The following is a 16,815-nucleotide window of genomic DNA, read 5'->3' as shown; positions in this document are numbered from 1 at the left end:
GTACATCAAAAAATACAGTAGATCTACTGTATTTTTTGTTTTTATTGGTATATGCTGGAGTAAATTATTGGAGGGAGGAAAGAGCAAATGAAAGCTCTGTATCAGTTATTTCCAACAAACATAGGGCTGAATCTCTATATTTGGCTTGTATTTTGTATTCTTCCTTTCTATTTTATTTTTAATACAAAATCATTGTTTATGATTGTTATAGGTCTCCTTCTTATACTGCTATTTTTTGTGAGTAATCGCGTTTCAGCTATTTCAAAAGGTGGCTATGTTTATTTTTGGGTGGGCCTCCAAATGGCAATATGTATCGCCATGTCTTTAATTTTCAACTTTGTTTATTTTTCACTCTTTCTGGCTTATTTTATTGGGAATATTGAAAATAAAGTAGGATTTTTTATTTTATATGGCATTCATGTTAGTGGTACAATTTTGACGGTTAATTGGGGTTTCATTACTCAGAATCCGCTGTTTTTTTCGCAGTTTCCCTTTATTTTAATAAGTGTAATCGGCGTTATTGTACTTCCGTGGAGTTCCTATAGTATTCATAAAAGAGAAAGGCTGGAGGCTCAGCTGAAAGATGCCCACCAACAAATATCAGATTTGATTAAGCTTCAGGAACGGCAGCGTATCGCCAGAGACTTACATGATATTCTTGGGCAGAAACTTTCCTTAATCGGCTTGAAGAGTGACTTGGCCGGCAAACTGATACAAATAAATCCTGAACAAGCTAAGCAGGAACTGCATGATATTCAAGTCACTGCGAGAGTGGCATTAAAAGAAGTACGTGAAATAGTGGCTGATATGAGAGGCACCAAATTGGAAGAAGAGTTAATCCGGGTCAAGCAGATATTGAAGGCTGCTCAAATGGAGTTTTATGTTGAAGGAGAGAAAAGTTTCCATAAGATTCCGCTGCTTGTCGAAAATGTTATAGGAATGTGTTTAAAGGAAGCTATCACCAATATCGTGAAGCATAGCAGTGCCACTGTATGCAGATTGTATATTAAAAAAACGGCAACTGAAGTAACGATGATCATTCAGGATAATGGAGTAGGGATTGTCGAAAAAGAAATGAATAAGGGAAATGGCTTAAAGGGAATGAGAGAGCGGCTTGAATTTGTAAATGGGAGTCTTGATATTCAAGCTGAATCAGGGACGGAACTAACTTTTAGAATTCCCTTGATAGAACAGCCTGTTCACCAGGAGGTAATGGCATGATTAAAATCGTAATAGCTGAAGATCAAAGAATGCTGCTCGGTGCATTGGGCGCACTATTAGATTTAGAAGCAGATATGAAGGTGGTCGGTAAAGCGAAAAATGGAGACGAAGCCCTCTGCATGATTAAGCAGCATCGTCCTGACATTTGCGTGATGGATATTGAAATGCCTGGTAAAAGTGGATTAGATGTCGCAGAAGAATTAAAAGAAACAGGATGTAAAGTGATTATTTTAACTACCTTTGCGCGAGCAGGTTATTTTGAGAGAGCGCGGAAAGCTGATGTGCGCGGTTATTTATTAAAGGATAGCCCGAGTGAAGAACTGGCTAATTCTATTCGTATTATCATGGATGGACGGCGTATCTATGCACCTGAACTTGTTGACATAATCTACGAGGAGGAAAACCCTCTGACGGAGCGCGAACAACAAGTTTTGGGATTAATTGCGGATGGAAAAAACACAAAGGAAATTGCCAAACAATTATATATAACGACAGGAACAGTCCGTAATTATATATCTGTTATTCTCGATAAATTAGACGTCAGTAATCGTATAGAAGCCATCTCTCGATTTAAAGAAAAGGGTTGGTTTAAGTAATTTTGAATATTTTTTTAAAATATAATTGATAATGTTATAATTTGACAGTAAAATTTAAAATATGTGATGAATGAAAGGTAGAATAGGATTGGACAATTTAGTTACCTTGTCGCTCTATTTTACTTTTTAATTTATTTTCACTAGACCCTCATTATACCCACACTTTAATCACTTCAGAGTAAGAGACTTCCCGGTACGACAAGCTGCACCCGAACGAAACAGATTTCTAGCTTCAATGAAATGAAAATTCCCTCAACTTACAAGAAATACACAAATATGTATTCCATGATAATAAAACAATATTATATATAGATTCTAACAAAATATTAAAAGGGACAGTATGTATAATTACCCCTAAAAATGGAAAGTTTGGATTAATTTGATTGACGGACTAACTTTATATACATATAATTCTAAATAACCCGTATAATTTCTGAAAATAAAAAATATTGAGATGAGCATCGGCAAGGGGGAAGAATGTTGATTGTTTTTGATCAGGTAAATAAGTATTTTGGAGATTTTCATGTTTTGAAAGATATAAATCTTCAAGTTGAAAAGGGAGAAGTAGTAGTAGTAATTGGTCCCTCAGGGTCTGGTAAAAGTACGATGCTTAGATGTATTAATCGACTGGAGAGTATTAATAGCGGTACCTTAAAAGTGAATGATATTTCGGTCAATGATAAGAAGACAGATATCAATAAAATCCGTCGTGAAATTGGAATGGTTTTTCAGCATTTTTATTTGTATCCGCATAAAACCGTCCTTCAAAATATCACATTGGCTCCTATGAAGGTTTTAGGTAAATCTGAAGAGGAAGCCGTTAAAACTGCAAAAATCTATCTTGAAAAAGTAGGTATTCCGGATAAGGCGAACGCATATCCAGCTCAGCTTTCCGGTGGACAGCAACAACGTGTAGCCATTGCGAGAGGATTGGCGATGAATCCGGAAATTATGCTCTTTGATGAACCAACCTCTGCTCTCGATCCTGAGATGATTGGCGAAGTATTGGATGTTATGAAGGCATTGGCGAAGGAAGGCATGACGATGGTTGTCGTTACACATGAAATGGGCTTTGCGAAAGAGGTAGCCAATCGGATTGTCTTTATGGATGAAGGGAAAATTTTAGAAGAATCTACACCGGCTGAATTTTTTACGAACCCGGAAGAAGAAAGGGCTCGTACGTTTTTAAGCCGTATATTAAATCATTAATAAGGGGGAAAAAGAATGTCATTAAAAAAGTTTTGGAAGGTATCCATCATTTCCATCATAGCTGTATTCATGTTGGCAGCTTGCGGGAAAGATGACGAAACAACAGGAGGATCCTCAGAAAAGGGTCTGGATAAAATCAAGGATAAGGATAAAATCATCTTTGGCGTGAAAAATGATACTCGTCTGTTTGGATTAAAGAATACAAGCACTGGCAAAGTAGAAGGCTTTGATATTGATATAGCCAAAGCACTGGCTAAAGAGGTTCTTGGAGATGAAAATAAAGTCGAATTTAAGGAAGTAACCTCTAAAACTCGGGTGCCGCTTCTTCAAAATGGAAAGATTGACGCTGTTGTTGCCACAATGACAATTACAGAGGAACGTAAAAAAGAAGTGGACTTTACAGATGTGTATTTTGAAGCAGGGCAATCCTTACTTGTTAAAAAGGGAAGTAAAATCAAAAGTGTCGATGATTTAAAAGCAGGTACAAAAGTTCTTGCGGTGAAAGGTTCTACGTCTGCTGTTAATATCGCTGAAAAAGCACCAGATACAGAAGTTCTTCAATATGAAAACTACGCTGAAGCCTTTTCTGCTCTTAAATCAGGACAAGGTGATGCTCTAACTACGGATGATTCTATCCTGTATGGAATGGTTGATGAAGACCCTTCCTATGAATTGGTTGGTGGACAATTTACAGAAGAGCCATATGGAATTGCAGTTAAAAAGGGCAATGAAGAATTAGTGGATGAATTAAATAAAGCACTTAAAACGATTAAAGAGAACGGAACATATGATGAGATTTTTAACAAATGGATTAAAAAATAAATAATTTCTCCAATCAGGATGGGCAGAAAGCTCATCCTGATTGATTAAGAGGAGTGAAATAATTGCTGGATTTTTCGATACTCGCAGATAATATAGATACGTATTTAGACGGTTTTTACAAAACGATACAAATTAGTCTATTGGCTCTCGTGGGAAGCTTTTTGATAGGAGCGATTATCGCGGTGATGAGGATTGCTCCATTCAAACCACTGAATTGGATTGGTACAGCCTATGTAGAGTTTGTACGGAATATCCCTTTATTGATTATTGCTTTTATTTTTCACTATGGAGCACAAATGTCAGGCTTTATGGCAGGTTCACTAGCATTAACGATTTATACGGCTGCGTTTATTGCAGAGTCTATTCGAGCAGGGATCTTATCCGTACATAAAGGGCAACTGGAGGCAGCACGTTCTTCGGGTTTATCCTATGGACAGGCTATGAGATTGGTTATCTTGCCCCAGGCTATAAAAATAGTAATTCCTCCATTAGGAAATCAATTTATCAATTTAGTTAAAAATTCATCAATTCTGGCTGTCATTGCCGGAGGTGAATTAATGTATCAGGCTGATTTGATTTCTTCCGATACATTTGTCGTGTTTGATGTCTATATTTTTGTTGCTATATTCTATTTGATTTTAACCATACCACTCAGTTTAGGTGTTGGGTATTTAGAAAAACACCTGGCTAAAAGTTCGTAAGGAGGCGTAATCATGGATTTTGCAGGAGCATATACGCCCGATAATCTTAAATTTTTATTCGATGGTTTTCTTGTTACACTAGAGGTTGCTTTTATTTCAATTATTCTCAGCTTTCTTATAGGAGGGATACTTGGAATCATCCGTTATGCTAAAATACCGGTTTTATCAAATGTTGTCGCGGTTTTGGTGGAAACAATAAGGAATCTGCCATTAATTTTAATTATTTTCTTTGTTTATTTTGGCTTACAGGATCCTAGCAGAAGCTGGTCACTGGATATGAGTGTAACGACCGCTGCCATTCTGGCGTTGACGATTTTTGAATCTTCTATGATATCGGAAATTATCCGAAGCGGTTTAAACTCCATCCCAAAAGGTCAAATAGAGGCAGCCCGTTCATCAGGGTTGAATTATATGCAGACACTCATTCATATTATTTTGCCACAGGCCTTACGCAATATGGTTCCGCCTATTGTCAGTCAGTTTATTTCCTTATTAAAGGATACATCATTGGCGGTTATTATCGCACTGCCTGAACTGACGCATAATGGACAGATTATTTCTGCGCAAAGCACCAATTATATTTATCCTATCCTAATCCTCGTAGCACTTATGTATTTTGTAGTTAATTATGGTTTATCACAGATTGCAAGAAGATTAGAGCTTAAGAGGGCTTAAAAGGAATACGATTGCCGCATCATCCTTGAGGATGATGCTGTTTTTCATTTGTTCATTAGATTTAATCATTGTCATATACTTAAAGAAAACAGTCCTCTTATAGGATTTTAATGATTGTAAAATATACTGTTTTTTAATCAGCTACATTTATAGTATGATAATCATTGGGGTTAATATAGTGACTAATGGTATGGCTAAATATCAGGATCATGTGAAGATGATTTTCCAACCATTTGCAATGATTTTCTATCATGATTCATGTATATAATAAGATACGACAAATAAAAATTCAGAAGGTTGAGAGTATGAATAAACAAAAAACAGTTGAAGAATTGCAACAGATTATTCAGGCAGAACATATTAAACAGGATGAGCCTTTATGTGAATATACATTTACTAAAACAGGTGGGAATGCTGATCTTCTAGTGTTGCCGACAACCTATGAAGAGGTACAAAATACGATTCTATATGCCCGTAAGAATGATATTCCGCTGACCATTTTAGGAAATGGGTCTAATTTAATTATTAGAGATGGCGGAATCAGAGGGATTGTCCTGATTCTAAGTCATTTAGATAAAATTTATATGGAAGACGGAAAAATTATAGCCCAGAGTGGTGCAACCATTATTAATGTATCCAGATTTGCTTTAGAGCATAACTTAACTGGCCTTGAGTTTGCATGCGGAATCCCTGGCTCAGTCGGTGGAGCGGTCTATATGAATGCCGGAGCCTATGGCGGAGAAATTTCACAAGTCATTGAGTCAGCTGTCGTATTAAATGAGAAGGGTGAGCTTCTTACACTGACAAAAGATGAGATGGAGCTTACGTACCGCAGCAGTTTGATAGCTAAACATAATTACATTGTTCTTGAGGCCCGTTTTGCACCGGTTCCGGGAGATATGGACGTAATTAAAGATAAAATGGATGAGTTAACATACTTAAGGGAGTCCAAGCAGCCGCTTGAATACCCTTCATGCGGAAGTGTTTTTAAACGTCCTCCTGGCTATTTTGCAGGTAAACTTATTCAGGATAGCGATCTGCAAGGTGCTCAAATTGGCGGAGCTCAGGTATCTACAAAACATGCTGGTTTTATCATCAATACTGGCAACGCAACGGCTACTGACTATCTGGCATTAATTAAACATGTGCAGGATACAGTTAAAGCTAATTTTGGTGTCAGCCTGGAAACAGAAGTAAAAATAATTGGTGAAGAAGAATAAATAAAATTCGAATATATTGACTGTCTGGCCCCTCATAAAAGAGGGGTTTTTTTAGTGTCAATGTATAAGGAAAAGGGTATTAAAGAGCATAAAAGTTTAGATTTTCCCTAAATGGGTTATAGTAATAAGTGAGGTAATAAATTTTGTCTAAATAAAATACATAGAAGGAGTGGTTGTTTGCAGCCAAAAATAAGTATACAAAACGTCATAAAGGTATTTGGTAAATCTCCGCAATCTGCAATGGATCTATTGAAGCAGGGTTATTCAAAAAAAGATATCTTAAAGAGAACGGGATGTACCATTGGTGTTAACAAAGTAAATCTCGATATCTATGAAGGAGAAATATTCGTAGTAATGGGGTTATCGGGGAGTGGAAAATCCACATTAATTCGAATGTTAAATCGTCTTATTGCCCCGACATCCGGTGAGATTTTGATTGATGATGAGAATATAGTCAATATGTCACCGGCTGAATTACGTGAAACCAGAAGAAAGAAAATTAGTATGGTGTTTCAGAACTTCGCCCTATTCCCTCATAAAACGATCCTTGAGAATACTGAGTATGGATTGGAAATTCAAAAAATGCCTGAAGAGGAACGAAAACAAAAGGCAATGGAATCACTTGAAGTGGTTGGCCTTAAAGGATATGAAAATCAATATCCATCTCAATTAAGCGGCGGTATGCAGCAGCGTGTCGGGCTTGCGAGGGCTTTAGCCAGCGATACAGATATTGTTCTTATGGATGAGGCGTTTAGTGCCCTCGATCCTCTTATCCGCAAAAGCATGCAAGATGAACTGCTAGAAATCCAGGATAATTACAAAAAAACGATTGTATTTATTACACATGATTTGGATGAAGCTTTAAGAATAGGAGACCGGATTGCCTTGATGCGTGATGGTCAGGTAATTCAAGTGGGAACTCCTGAAGAAATCATGATGAATCCTGCCAATGACTATGTTGAACGTTTTATTGAAGGAATCGATTTATCGCATGTTCTGACTGCATCTACGATTATGACTCGGGCAGAACGTATTACAATCGACAGAGGACCTCGTGTTGCCTTACAAATTATGAAAGACAGGGGCTATTCCAGTATATTTATCGTTGACCGCAAACAGACACTGCTTGGGGCATTATCTGCCGATCAGGCAAGAGAAGCAATACTGCAGAAAATTTCTATAGATGGAGTCATGACGAAAGAAGTACCAAAAGTATTAGAAAATACGATTCTATCTGATCTGCTCGACGATATGGCAAATGCACAAATCCCTTTAGCGGTCGTTGATGAGGCTAACAGGTTGAAGGGTGTACTTGTACGTGGTGTTGTCATTGGAGCATTGGCTGGCAACAAAGATATACTCCATGATAAGGAGGAAAGTCAATGAACCTAGAAAAATTACCAATAGCTGCTGGAGTGGATCGTTTTGTTGATTGGGTAACAGAGGTATGCGGACCATTTTTTAATTGGATATCAATTGTCATCCAAACTATTATAGATACTAGTGTGGAGGTACTGGGCTTAGGGCCCTCCATCGTGTTGATTGTCCTGATTACTCTGCTCGTTTTATATACAAATAATTGGGGCATGGCATTATTAACGTTTATAGGATTATTACTGATTGATAATCTGGGATTATGGGATGCGATGATTCAAACATTAGCATTAGTCTTGGCAGCTGTGCTGATTACGATTATTGTCGGAGTCCCGATTGGTATTTGGGCATCACAAAGTAATACTGTGAAGAGAATTGTTATGCCAATTCTCGATTTCATGCAGACGATGCCGGGCTTCGTTTACTTAATTCCTGCCATCCTATTCTTTGGAATTGGAGTCGTTCCTGGAATCGTGGCGTCTTTCATTTTCGCTGTTGCGCCGACGATACGGATGACGAATTTAGGAATCAGAGAGGTTCCGAAAGATTTAATAGAAGCTTCACAAGCCTTTGGTTCCACTACATGGCAAAAAATCACAAAGGTCCAATTGCCATTGGCTGTTTCAACAATTATGGCAGGAATCAACCAAAGTATTATGCTATCTTTATCCATGGTAGTTATGGCATCCCTTGTAGGTGCGCCTGGATTGGGTGCCGAGGTATACCGGGCTGTTTCACAAATAGCAGTTGGAGAAGGTTTTGAAGCTGGACTAGCAATTGTTATCATCGCGATTATTTTAGACAGAGTATCGCAAAATCTCAGAACTCCCGCATATCAAAGAATAATAGCGAAGAAATGGGCATATAGTTTAATGGTTTTAGTTTTTCTTGGAGGATATGCCTATATAGCGATATCTTCATCTGCAGAAACAGGTACGAAAGATGCTGCCTATGCGGGTGATCAAGTAGATTATAAGATTGTAGGCATAGAGCCTGGAGCAGGACTTATGACTGCTACAAAAGAAGTAATGAAGGTGTATGGCCTCGAAGAAGATTGGACATTACAGGAAGGATCATCTGCTGCTATGGGTGCAGAGCTTCAAAAAGCTTATGATACTAAAAATCCAATTATCCTGACAGGTTGGACACCGCACTGGATGTTCCAGACATATGATTTAAAATATCTAGATGATCCTAAGGGTGTCTATGGCCAGGGTGAAAACATCCATACGATCGTTCGAAAAGGCCTCGAAGAAGATCTGCCTGGAGCAGAACAAATTCTAGATCAATTTTACTGGACAGCATCTGATATGGAAGAAGTTATGATGTATGTACAAAAGGGAATGAAACCAAAAGAGGCAGCCTCCAAATGGATTGAAAAATATCCAAACAAGGTAGATCAATGGCTGACAGGTGCAGAGAAGGGCAATGGGCAAGATATTAGTCTGGTCTATGTTGCGTGGGAGTCAGAGATTGCATCAACAAATGTTATTAGTGAAGTATTAAGAATGCATGGTTATAATCCAGAATTAAAACAGGTGGAAATTGGCCCGATGTATTCAGCGATTGCCAACCAAAAGGCAGATGCCATGGTTGCAGCCTGGCTGCCAACTACATCAAAGGCATTCTATGACAAGTATAAGGAAGATTTAATCGATCTGGGTCCAAATCTTAAAGGAACCAAGCTTGGACTCGTTGTTCCCACTTATATGGATATAGATTCAATTGAAGATTTGATAAAAAAAGAGGAAAAGTAATTTTTATAGTCAAAGAGAATTAAATGGATTTTATCAGATAGATGAAATGCAGGCATGAGTACGGTATTTTACTGAACTCATGCTTTTTTTATTTGCCTTTCTATAGACCCATTTTTGTTGATTAACTTGCTTCATCATATACCTATCTTAATAAATAAACTCTATTTGACCTTAAGGCATAGTATATTGAATACTCTATTAATGCTTCATGTATTGATAAACCCTCAGAATCAATTTTTGGCACTGCCAGTTAATCCACAAATTAAATTAACGAATCAAGGTTTATTTTATATCCTGGAATTTCCATTGGTGGACGATAAGGGCAGTATAAAAGTCTCTTGAATTCGAGGTAAAAGGCGAAAAAAATGTCTTTTACCGTTCCATGATTCGGTTTAATTCAGAACCTAAAATTCGTAAACCTTCCTGGCTTAATATAAGTTTTCCATTGGCGAGGGAAATATTTTGATTGCTCACTTCTCCGGTAATGGCACATGCTTTACCTGGAGTGTACTTTTGTAGGATAATTTTATCTTCATCCGTAAAAATCTCGATAGAGTCTTTTATGTTAATATCCAGAGTTCTTCTTAGTTCAATCGGGAGTACAATCCTTCCGAGTTCGTCCACTTTTCTAACAATCCCTGTAGATTTCATCTTTACACCACTCTTCTTTCCTTTTTATAGAATAATAGTATTATTTTGGTTAATTGTAAATGGATTTGCTCAAATATTAACAAGATTGTAATACAAAGATACTTTGTTAGATATAATGTTATTTATAGGCTGATCATTCGACTTAACTTTGAATAAATTGTCGTACAAATGGACAATTTACAGAAGAAGGAGGTGGATGTTATGGCTAAAATTGGTGTGGAGCAATCTTTATCAGATGTTCAACAAGCTTTACGTGATAAAGGACATAATGTGATTGAATTAAAACAGGAAAATGACACAGAAGGGTGCGATTGCTGTGTTGTATCAGGCCTGGATCATAACGTAATGGGTATGCAGGATACTGTAATGCAAGGTTCAGTCATTAATGCTGACGGTCTTACTGCTGAGGAAGTGTGTCAGGCAGTTGAAAACAAAATTCTGTAAACAAAATAACGGCTGCTCTGAATAAGCAGCCGTTATTTTTATGTTATAGAAGGAAAATTATTTTTATCCATATGATCGTACTGGTGAAATGAGGTGAAGATAAGATGGGTTGTTAACAGGTTCAATCAAAACTGGTCTAAAAGATCCGTCAAAACTTAATTTTATTTCTTTTTCTTTAATAGCTATTAAGGCATCGAGCAGAAAATCTCCATCAAGAGTAATGCTTAACTCTTTATCACCTTGAACCATATTGATATCCAGGATCTCTACAATTTTCCCCATTTCTGTTGAGTTAGAAGAAATCTTTAGTTGTTTACCATTTCGCATTTCAATAAATATATTGTTATTTTTCCATACACTTGCAAACAGGCGAGCCCGATCAATTCCCTTTAATAGCTTTTCCCTATCCAGTGTAATAACAGTTTTTGATTCGGTTGGTATTAGTTTAGATATGCCTGGGAAATTACCTTCAATAAGTCTGGAATATAAAGAGGTAGTTGGTGATTTGAATACGATATAGTTGTCTGTTATGTAAAACTGTATAAAAGCTTCTTCCCTATTCAGTAATTTTGTGAGCTCAGTAAGGCTGGTTCCAGGAACAATAAAAGAAGCTTCAATTCGTGAGTGTATAGGTATTTCCCTTAAAACCAGTCGATGTGAATTAGTCGCAATGCAAGTAAGCTTATTAGCTTTAAAAGACATATTAACGCCAGTTAGGACAGGTCTAGTTTCACTATTGGAAACTGCAAAAGTCATTTGATTGATTATTTCCGTTAAGGTAGAGCTGTTTATCTGTATAAAAGGATCTGCATCAATTGAAGGATAAGTGGGATATTCGCCAGGATTTAATCCATTTAAGTAGACCATGACTTGGCCTGATTGAATATTGGCAGTTTTATTTCCATTTACCTTAATATGAATATCCTCTGATAATTTTTTTACCACTTCACACAAATACTTAGCTGGAAGGACTGCAGAGCCTGGTTCTACTACTTTTAAAACGAACTTTCCGTTCATTTCTAAGGGGATTTTATTTTCTATTATTATATTTGTATTGCTGCCAATCAAAGTTAAACCATCTGGATGGGCTACTATTTTGATCCCACTCAAAATTGGTAATAGTGATTTCGTTGTTACTGCTCTGCTAACATCAGATAATGCCCGATTGAAATACTCTTTATCTATTATAAATTCCATAAGAAATCTCCATGTCCTTAATTATTTTGATATATATTCTATTCTCTATGAAAAATCATATTCCTTCCTTCAGCATGGATAATTTCAGGCAGTCGTACCCTCTTTTAAAAAAGTGCGGGCACTGGATGTCTTCCTGCTGCTCCGCACGATAATTGTTTACTCTATAACATTTCTGATGAATAGCTTCTTATTTTTAAAAATGATGATACTGGCCAAGGCAAGTATCAGGCCAGAAATCAGGAATACAGATCTCACTCCCATTAAATCTGCCATGATTCCCATGAGTAAAGAAGAAATGCCAAAAATACCGGTAGAGACAGATCCTAAAGAAGTATATACCGTTGATAATTCTTCCTTCGCTACACTGGATTGGATGATTGTTTGCTGCGGTATGTTCTTTATTTGTCCAAAAATACCTACGCATAGAGATAGACATAAAGCGATTATGGGAATGCTATTTATGCTAAATAGCACCGTTATAAGGAATGTCGCCAACGAATTTAGTAGAATGACATTCCCTAATCTTTTTTCGATAAAGGAGGAGTGTTTCACACAGTAGATGCTTCCTGCTATTAAACCGAAAAAGTATGCACCGTTAATAAACCCCCACCATTTTTCATCACTATTTAAGACCTCGTTGGCAAATACCAGGACAATCGCCGCGATCCAGACTGTCCCTGCAATCGTCTCAAGAATATCTACCTTTACAATTTGTCTCAATATGGGTGTCGACGATATTGTACTCCAGCCTTTTTGAACTTGTGCTAGCTTCCCGCCTTGTTTGATGGGTTGTTTGCTAGGGACATTTTCCAAAAACGAAAGAAAAATACTGGCTAGGGCAAATAGGCATCCGACAACCCATATCAACTGTTGTGAACTTAAGATTGTCAAGAATAAACTGCCTATGAACCACATGATGCTCTGGATAAATTGGGTGACTGATTCACTGATTCCATTCGCTTTTAGCAGCTGTTCAGCGTTCACATAGTGGGGAATCAGCGTTTGTCTGATTGGATTGGCGCACCCATCAAGCAATGCAATCAACCCGATGAGTAAAAATACCCAATAAAAGTTAGCAACTGTTATTACGATTAACAAGAAACCTAAAAGGACTAGCAGAAAAGTTTTCCCGATTTGTGAACCGGTCATTAACCACTTTAGGCTGATTTTCCCGAATAACAGAGGTGTTAATAGACTGGATATGAACATGCATGTTGTGATCGTAAATGGTACAAAAGACGCTGCAGTTGCTGAGCCGGTTAAAGAAAAAATTAACTTAATTATGCTCACTGTATAAAGAATGTCACCCATATTGGCCAGCGATTGACCAGTAAGTAATAAGCTGAAATTTTTATTCATTTGAATCCCCCATTCTTCCGATTATTATTTTCAATCGAAGGGGGGATTTAAATTGGACTCTTCATGAAATGTATTCCTCACATTCATAAGTAGATAAATCTTGGGGGAATAGATTTATCAAGATTTTATTTTAAGTGGTGAAAAATTATTATTCACCTGGATGAGTAATCAATTTATTTTAATTTTATAGGCAGGGATTAAGAGGATCCCTATCTTGAATCGTACATTTGCCAAATGCTCTCTGTGATATACCTATTCTATAATTCACTCAAAATTCCTTCTATAATACGGACGGAATGTAGAATCAAGTAAAATAGTTGAAAGGAAATGTCGGTAATTAACCTATTCTATCTAAAATAGGCGGATGATTTGAGGCGAAGCAAGTAGAATCCAGCGGAAGGCAGGAAGAATTGCCGCTCCAGTAGCGAATCCAGCCGAAAGCAGGAAGAATCCAGCCAAACCAGGAGAAAATCCAGCCGAAAGCAAGTAGAATCCAGCCAATCCGGAAAAATCCAATGGGTGCCTCTTTATGGAACATAAGATTGTCTTTTTTGAAATAAAAAAGCCGTTGGTGCAAAACCAACGGCAATTAATCAGTATTCATTATAAAGCTTGAACCTTTCTCACTTGAGCATGGTAAACCTGATAAAGCAAAAGTGCTCCTACAGAAAGAATCGCTCCTGAAATATAAGGAAGCCCGATGGAGTATGAGTACAATAAACCTCCCAGTGGAGGGCCAATGATTCTGCCCAGGGAATCAAAGGATGATAGAAGTCCGGTCGAGCCGCCGTGTCCCCCTGTTGAAGTCTTTGTCAGCAATGCAGTAACAGCTGGGCGAATGACCCCGTTACCCAAACCAAAGATGGTTAAAAAGATCGTAGCTGTCCAGAAACTATTGCTGAATAAGATCAGGGTAAATCCAATCATTGATACGACTAGCCCAATTTGAATGACTCGGCCTTCTCCCCATTTCTTTGTCATGATTCCAATGAGTCCGCCCTGCACAATTGCGCTCCCAAATCCCATTACCATAAACATATAGCCTAGTTGAACGGTATTAATTCCCGCCTTTTTAGCGGCAAAATAAGCAAAAGTTGTTTCGAGGCCAGCCATTGACAAAGATACTATGCATTGAAGTATGAAAAGAATGGAAACTGCGCCTGTAAAGTTCTTCCATATTGATTCGTTTATCGAGTTCTGTTTTCCCCGCTCCTCCGCAGGCAAGGATTCCTTCAGGATAATAAGAACTAACAGGAATGTGAAAGTTGATAGAATTCCAGCAATCAAGAAGGGGGTATTTAAGCTTGATTTTGAAAGGACCCCGCCAATTGCCGGACCAAAAATGAAGCCTAAACCAGTTGCAGCACCGATAATCCCCATTCCTTTTCCTCGATTTTCTTCAGTCGTAATATCTGCTACATAGGCCATCGTGGTTGGCATATTGGCAGAAGAAAGGATTCCGCCAATAATCCGTGCGACAAACATGAGCCATAATGAATCGGCAGCTGCCATGATGAAGAATGATAAAGCCAGCCCTAAAATACCAATCATCATAACTGGTTTTCTGCCAATCCGATCCGAAACTTTTCCCCAAACAGGAGCAAAAAATAATTGCATTAAAGAATAAACCGCCATTAAGAAACCAAGCTGGGTGGGCGTACCTCCTACCTTTTCTGCCAAGAATGGCAGGACCGGTATGATAATGCCGAAGCCAACCATAACTAAAAACATGACCAGGAACAAAAGGGGCAATACTTTTCTATTTTCCATACGTTTCTCCTCTATAACCGCTCAAAATGCTTGAATGGAGTAAAAGTGCTCAGGATGTAAAACTAATTTATGTATTAAGCGGTTAAGTTATAGTTATGTTCCTTTCAACTGTACAAAATCAGTATTTCAAACGTCAATTGTAAAGACTTTCAAAAAAATATAGTGGGCTTATAAAATAACATTTTATGTTTTATCTGACATTTTACTGACACATGATGGTCCTATAGTTTAATTATAGAAAAGCTTTTCGAACTATTTATCTTTTATAGATTGTCAGAGAGGATGAGTAAGATGAATTTTATTAAAAGGGCTTTTTTAAGTGTAAAAGCAAGAAAAGGGAAGAGTATTTTGCAGTTGGTTATATTTACTGCTATCTGTGTATTAGTTTTATCAGGTCTTTCCATTCAGACAGCCGCAAACAAATCAGCAGAGCTCGCGAAACAAAGTCTTGGCAGTGAAGTCACACTAAGTGCAGATCGAGAAAAATTAATGGAACAGCAACGGCAGGAGCGAGAAAATCAAGAAAACAGAGAAAGTAGAGAACCTGTTAGATTGATGGAAGAGCCGGTCGCGGTTAGCGATGCAAATGAGTTATTATCATTGTCACAGATTAAAGGATATAACTACTATTCTACTACATTTGCAATATCTAGAAATTTTGATCCAATAGAAACAGAGTCAACAAGTACAACAAATGAAACGAACCAGAATGGCCAAGCTCCGGGATTTGGAGGAGGCGGCGGTCCAAGTATAGCAGATGCCGATGTTAGTCTCCAGGGAGTCGCTTTTACGGATACAACAAGTGAATTTATAGATGGAGATGCCGAAATGATAGAAGGCTCTCATATTTCAGAAGATCATTTAACTAAAAAGGTAGCCATTATTGAAGAGACACTGGCTGAGGAAAATGAATTGGCTGTCGGGGACCAATTAGAGGTAGCCTCTGCAACAGATGAAGATACGACGGTTGAAGTTGAGATAATTGGTATTTATAAAACTTCTTCAGCATCAACGGATTCAGGTATGATGAATTTTGCTGCCATGAATCCGTATAACAAAGTATATGTACCATACACACTTGTCAATGAACTAAAGGGTGAAGACTATGAGGATACAATCGAAAGTGCAGTTTATTATATGAATGATCCGGCAGATACGGATTCTTTTATTAAGGATGCGGAAGCGACCGGAGCCATTAATACGGATGTATTTAAATTGGATGCTAATGATCAGTTATATCAACAAATGGTTGAACCGATTAACAATGTAGCCTCCTTCTCTAAGAACGTTGTGTATCTTGTAACCATCGCGGGTGCTATCATTCTAGGATTGATAGTCATGCTTGGTATCCGGGAACGGAAATACGAGATGGGTGTACTGCTTGCCATCGGAGAGAAGAAAAGCAAGCTGATTGGACAATTTATTGTTGAAATATTAATTATTGCTGTGTTTGCTCTTGGTATATCTTCCGTAACTGGTAATCTAGCAGCTGATAAAATTGGTGACCAATTATTATCACAGCAAATAGAAACGGAGACAAAATCCATAAATGATCCATTTGGCGGTAAAGGAATGCAAATGGGAAGCGGCATGGGTCCAGGAATGGGAGACGGAGGAAACGGTCCTGGAGGGCCAAATCAGCCACAGGCAGAAACAGCTCAAGTGGATGATTTAGACGTTAAAGTGACAGCCTCTGATCTTGGTAAATTATCCGGTATTGGTTTACTGATTGCCATCCTGGCTACATTGATCCCATCATTATCCATACTTCGATTACAGCCAAAGGCTATACTTTCAAGACAGGATTAGGAGGAATATA

At 37.7% G+C, this 16,815-nt stretch carries 16 protein-coding genes; 11 read left to right on the top strand and 5 right to left on the bottom strand.

Annotation, left to right across the window (positions count from 1 at the left end; all coding sequences use genetic code 11):
* Window positions 1-87: 87 nt before the first annotated feature.
* The 9 genes from AC4G3K_RS11095 (at window position 88) to AC4G3K_RS11055 (ending at window position 9,575) form a co-directional block, all read left to right on the top strand.
* Entirely contained in the window at window positions 88-1,221 is a 1,134-nt protein-coding gene (locus AC4G3K_RS11095; RefSeq protein WP_491077579.1) for a sensor histidine kinase, read from the top strand.
* Window positions 1,218-1,817 (top strand): response regulator, encoded by a 600-nt coding sequence (locus AC4G3K_RS11090; protein ID WP_491077580.1) that lies wholly within the window; start codon window positions 1,218-1,220, stop codon window positions 1,815-1,817. The genes AC4G3K_RS11095 and AC4G3K_RS11090 overlap by 4 nt, the downstream gene beginning before the upstream one ends.
* Before the next feature lie 480 nt (window positions 1,818-2,297).
* Complete coding sequence (locus AC4G3K_RS11085) at window positions 2,298-3,026, top strand: amino acid ABC transporter ATP-binding protein (protein ID WP_491077737.1); 729 nt, start codon at window positions 2,298-2,300, stop codon at window positions 3,024-3,026.
* A gap of 15 nt (window positions 3,027-3,041) precedes the next feature.
* Window positions 3,042-3,848, top strand: a complete 807-nt coding sequence (locus AC4G3K_RS11080) for a transporter substrate-binding domain-containing protein (RefSeq protein ID WP_491077581.1) — start codon at window positions 3,042-3,044, stop codon at window positions 3,846-3,848.
* Window positions 3,849-3,913: 65 nt separating this feature from the next.
* Window positions 3,914-4,549, top strand: a complete 636-nt coding sequence (locus tag AC4G3K_RS11075; RefSeq protein WP_491077738.1) for an amino acid ABC transporter permease — start codon at window positions 3,914-3,916, stop codon at window positions 4,547-4,549.
* A gap of 12 nt (window positions 4,550-4,561) precedes the next feature.
* The gene (locus tag AC4G3K_RS11070; RefSeq protein WP_491077582.1) at window positions 4,562-5,224 is read left to right on the top strand and encodes an amino acid ABC transporter permease; all 663 of its coding nucleotides are present in this window, start codon (window positions 4,562-4,564) and stop codon (window positions 5,222-5,224) included.
* Between the two features lie 305 nt (window positions 5,225-5,529).
* Complete coding sequence (gene murB / locus AC4G3K_RS11065) at window positions 5,530-6,444, top strand: UDP-N-acetylmuramate dehydrogenase (protein WP_491133315.1); 915 nt, start codon at window positions 5,530-5,532, stop codon at window positions 6,442-6,444.
* 177 nt (window positions 6,445-6,621) lie between these two features.
* Window positions 6,622-7,830 (top strand): quaternary amine ABC transporter ATP-binding protein, encoded by a 1,209-nt coding sequence (locus AC4G3K_RS11060; protein WP_491133314.1) that lies wholly within the window; start codon window positions 6,622-6,624, stop codon window positions 7,828-7,830.
* On the top strand, window positions 7,827-9,575 hold the full coding sequence (locus tag AC4G3K_RS11055; RefSeq protein WP_491077585.1) for a glycine betaine ABC transporter substrate-binding protein: 1,749 nt from the start codon (window positions 7,827-7,829) through the stop codon (window positions 9,573-9,575). Before AC4G3K_RS11060 ends, AC4G3K_RS11055 begins: the two co-directional genes overlap by 4 nt.
* Before the next feature lie 372 nt (window positions 9,576-9,947).
* Here the strand turns inward: AC4G3K_RS11055 and AC4G3K_RS11050 are convergent, their stop codons facing one another.
* Window positions 9,948-10,226: an AbrB/MazE/SpoVT family DNA-binding domain-containing protein gene (locus AC4G3K_RS11050; protein ID WP_491077739.1), complete on the bottom strand. Its 279-nt coding sequence runs from the start codon at window positions 10,224-10,226 to the stop codon at window positions 9,948-9,950.
* A 201-nt stretch (window positions 10,227-10,427) separates the two neighbouring features.
* Here AC4G3K_RS11050 and AC4G3K_RS11045 point away from each other — a divergent pair, with 201 nt between their 5' ends.
* The gene (locus AC4G3K_RS11045) at window positions 10,428-10,670 is read left to right on the top strand and encodes a YkuS family protein (protein ID WP_491077586.1); all 243 of its coding nucleotides are present in this window, start codon (window positions 10,428-10,430) and stop codon (window positions 10,668-10,670) included.
* A 63-nt stretch (window positions 10,671-10,733) separates the two neighbouring features.
* Here the strand turns inward: AC4G3K_RS11045 and dnaN are convergent, their stop codons facing one another.
* The 4 genes from dnaN to AC4G3K_RS11025 form a co-directional block, all read right to left on the bottom strand.
* The gene (gene dnaN / locus AC4G3K_RS11040) at window positions 10,734-11,867 is read right to left on the bottom strand and encodes a DNA polymerase III subunit beta (protein ID WP_491133313.1); all 1,134 of its coding nucleotides are present in this window, start codon (window positions 11,865-11,867) and stop codon (window positions 10,734-10,736) included.
* 156 nt (window positions 11,868-12,023) lie between these two features.
* Window positions 12,024-13,226 (bottom strand): MFS transporter, encoded by a 1,203-nt coding sequence (locus tag AC4G3K_RS11035; RefSeq protein ID WP_491133312.1) that lies wholly within the window; start codon window positions 13,224-13,226, stop codon window positions 12,024-12,026.
* A 351-nt stretch (window positions 13,227-13,577) separates the two neighbouring features.
* The gene (locus tag AC4G3K_RS11030) at window positions 13,578-13,742 is read right to left on the bottom strand and encodes a hypothetical protein (RefSeq protein WP_491077589.1); all 165 of its coding nucleotides are present in this window, start codon (window positions 13,740-13,742) and stop codon (window positions 13,578-13,580) included.
* Window positions 13,743-13,829: 87 nt separating this feature from the next.
* Entirely contained in the window at window positions 13,830-14,996 is a 1,167-nt protein-coding gene (locus AC4G3K_RS11025) for an MFS transporter (RefSeq protein WP_491133311.1), read from the bottom strand.
* Between the two features lie 291 nt (window positions 14,997-15,287).
* Between AC4G3K_RS11025 and AC4G3K_RS11020 the strand changes: the two genes are divergently transcribed.
* Window positions 15,288-16,805, top strand: coding sequence for an ABC transporter permease (locus AC4G3K_RS11020; RefSeq protein WP_491133310.1), 1,518 nt, complete (start codon window positions 15,288-15,290; stop codon window positions 16,803-16,805).
* The last annotated feature ends 10 nt before the right edge of the window (window positions 16,806-16,815 follow it).

It is taken from the genome of Bacillus sp. z26 (genome assembly GCF_058313635.1).
This window is presented reverse-complemented; position numbering and strand designations above follow the sequence as displayed.

Excerpts from the sequence above, each read along its gene's own strand:
- AC4G3K_RS11095 (WP_491077579.1), top strand. The coding sequence starts at position 88 with ATGAAAGCTCTGTATCAGTTATTTCCAACAAACATAGGGCTGAATCTC.
- AC4G3K_RS11090 (WP_491077580.1), top strand. The coding sequence starts at position 1,218 with ATGATTAAAATCGTAATAGCTGAAGATCAAAGAATGCTGCTCGGTGCA.
- AC4G3K_RS11080 (WP_491077581.1), top strand. The coding sequence starts at position 3,042 with ATGTCATTAAAAAAGTTTTGGAAGGTATCCATCATTTCCATCATAGCT.
- AC4G3K_RS11070 (WP_491077582.1), top strand. The coding sequence starts at position 4,562 with ATGGATTTTGCAGGAGCATATACGCCCGATAATCTTAAATTTTTATTC.
- murB (WP_491133315.1), top strand. The coding sequence starts at position 5,530 with ATGAATAAACAAAAAACAGTTGAAGAATTGCAACAGATTATTCAGGCA.
- AC4G3K_RS11055 (WP_491077585.1), top strand. The coding sequence starts at position 7,827 with ATGAACCTAGAAAAATTACCAATAGCTGCTGGAGTGGATCGTTTTGTT.
- AC4G3K_RS11050 (WP_491077739.1), bottom strand. The coding sequence starts at position 10,226 with ATGAAATCTACAGGGATTGTTAGAAAAGTGGACGAACTCGGAAGGATT.
- AC4G3K_RS11045 (WP_491077586.1), top strand. The coding sequence starts at position 10,428 with ATGGCTAAAATTGGTGTGGAGCAATCTTTATCAGATGTTCAACAAGCT.
- dnaN (WP_491133313.1), bottom strand. The coding sequence starts at position 11,867 with ATGGAATTTATAATAGATAAAGAGTATTTCAATCGGGCATTATCTGAT.
- AC4G3K_RS11035 (WP_491133312.1), bottom strand. The coding sequence starts at position 13,226 with ATGAATAAAAATTTCAGCTTATTACTTACTGGTCAATCGCTGGCCAAT.
- AC4G3K_RS11025 (WP_491133311.1), bottom strand. The coding sequence starts at position 14,996 with ATGGAAAATAGAAAAGTATTGCCCCTTTTGTTCCTGGTCATGTTTTTA.
- AC4G3K_RS11020 (WP_491133310.1), top strand. The coding sequence starts at position 15,288 with ATGAATTTTATTAAAAGGGCTTTTTTAAGTGTAAAAGCAAGAAAAGGG.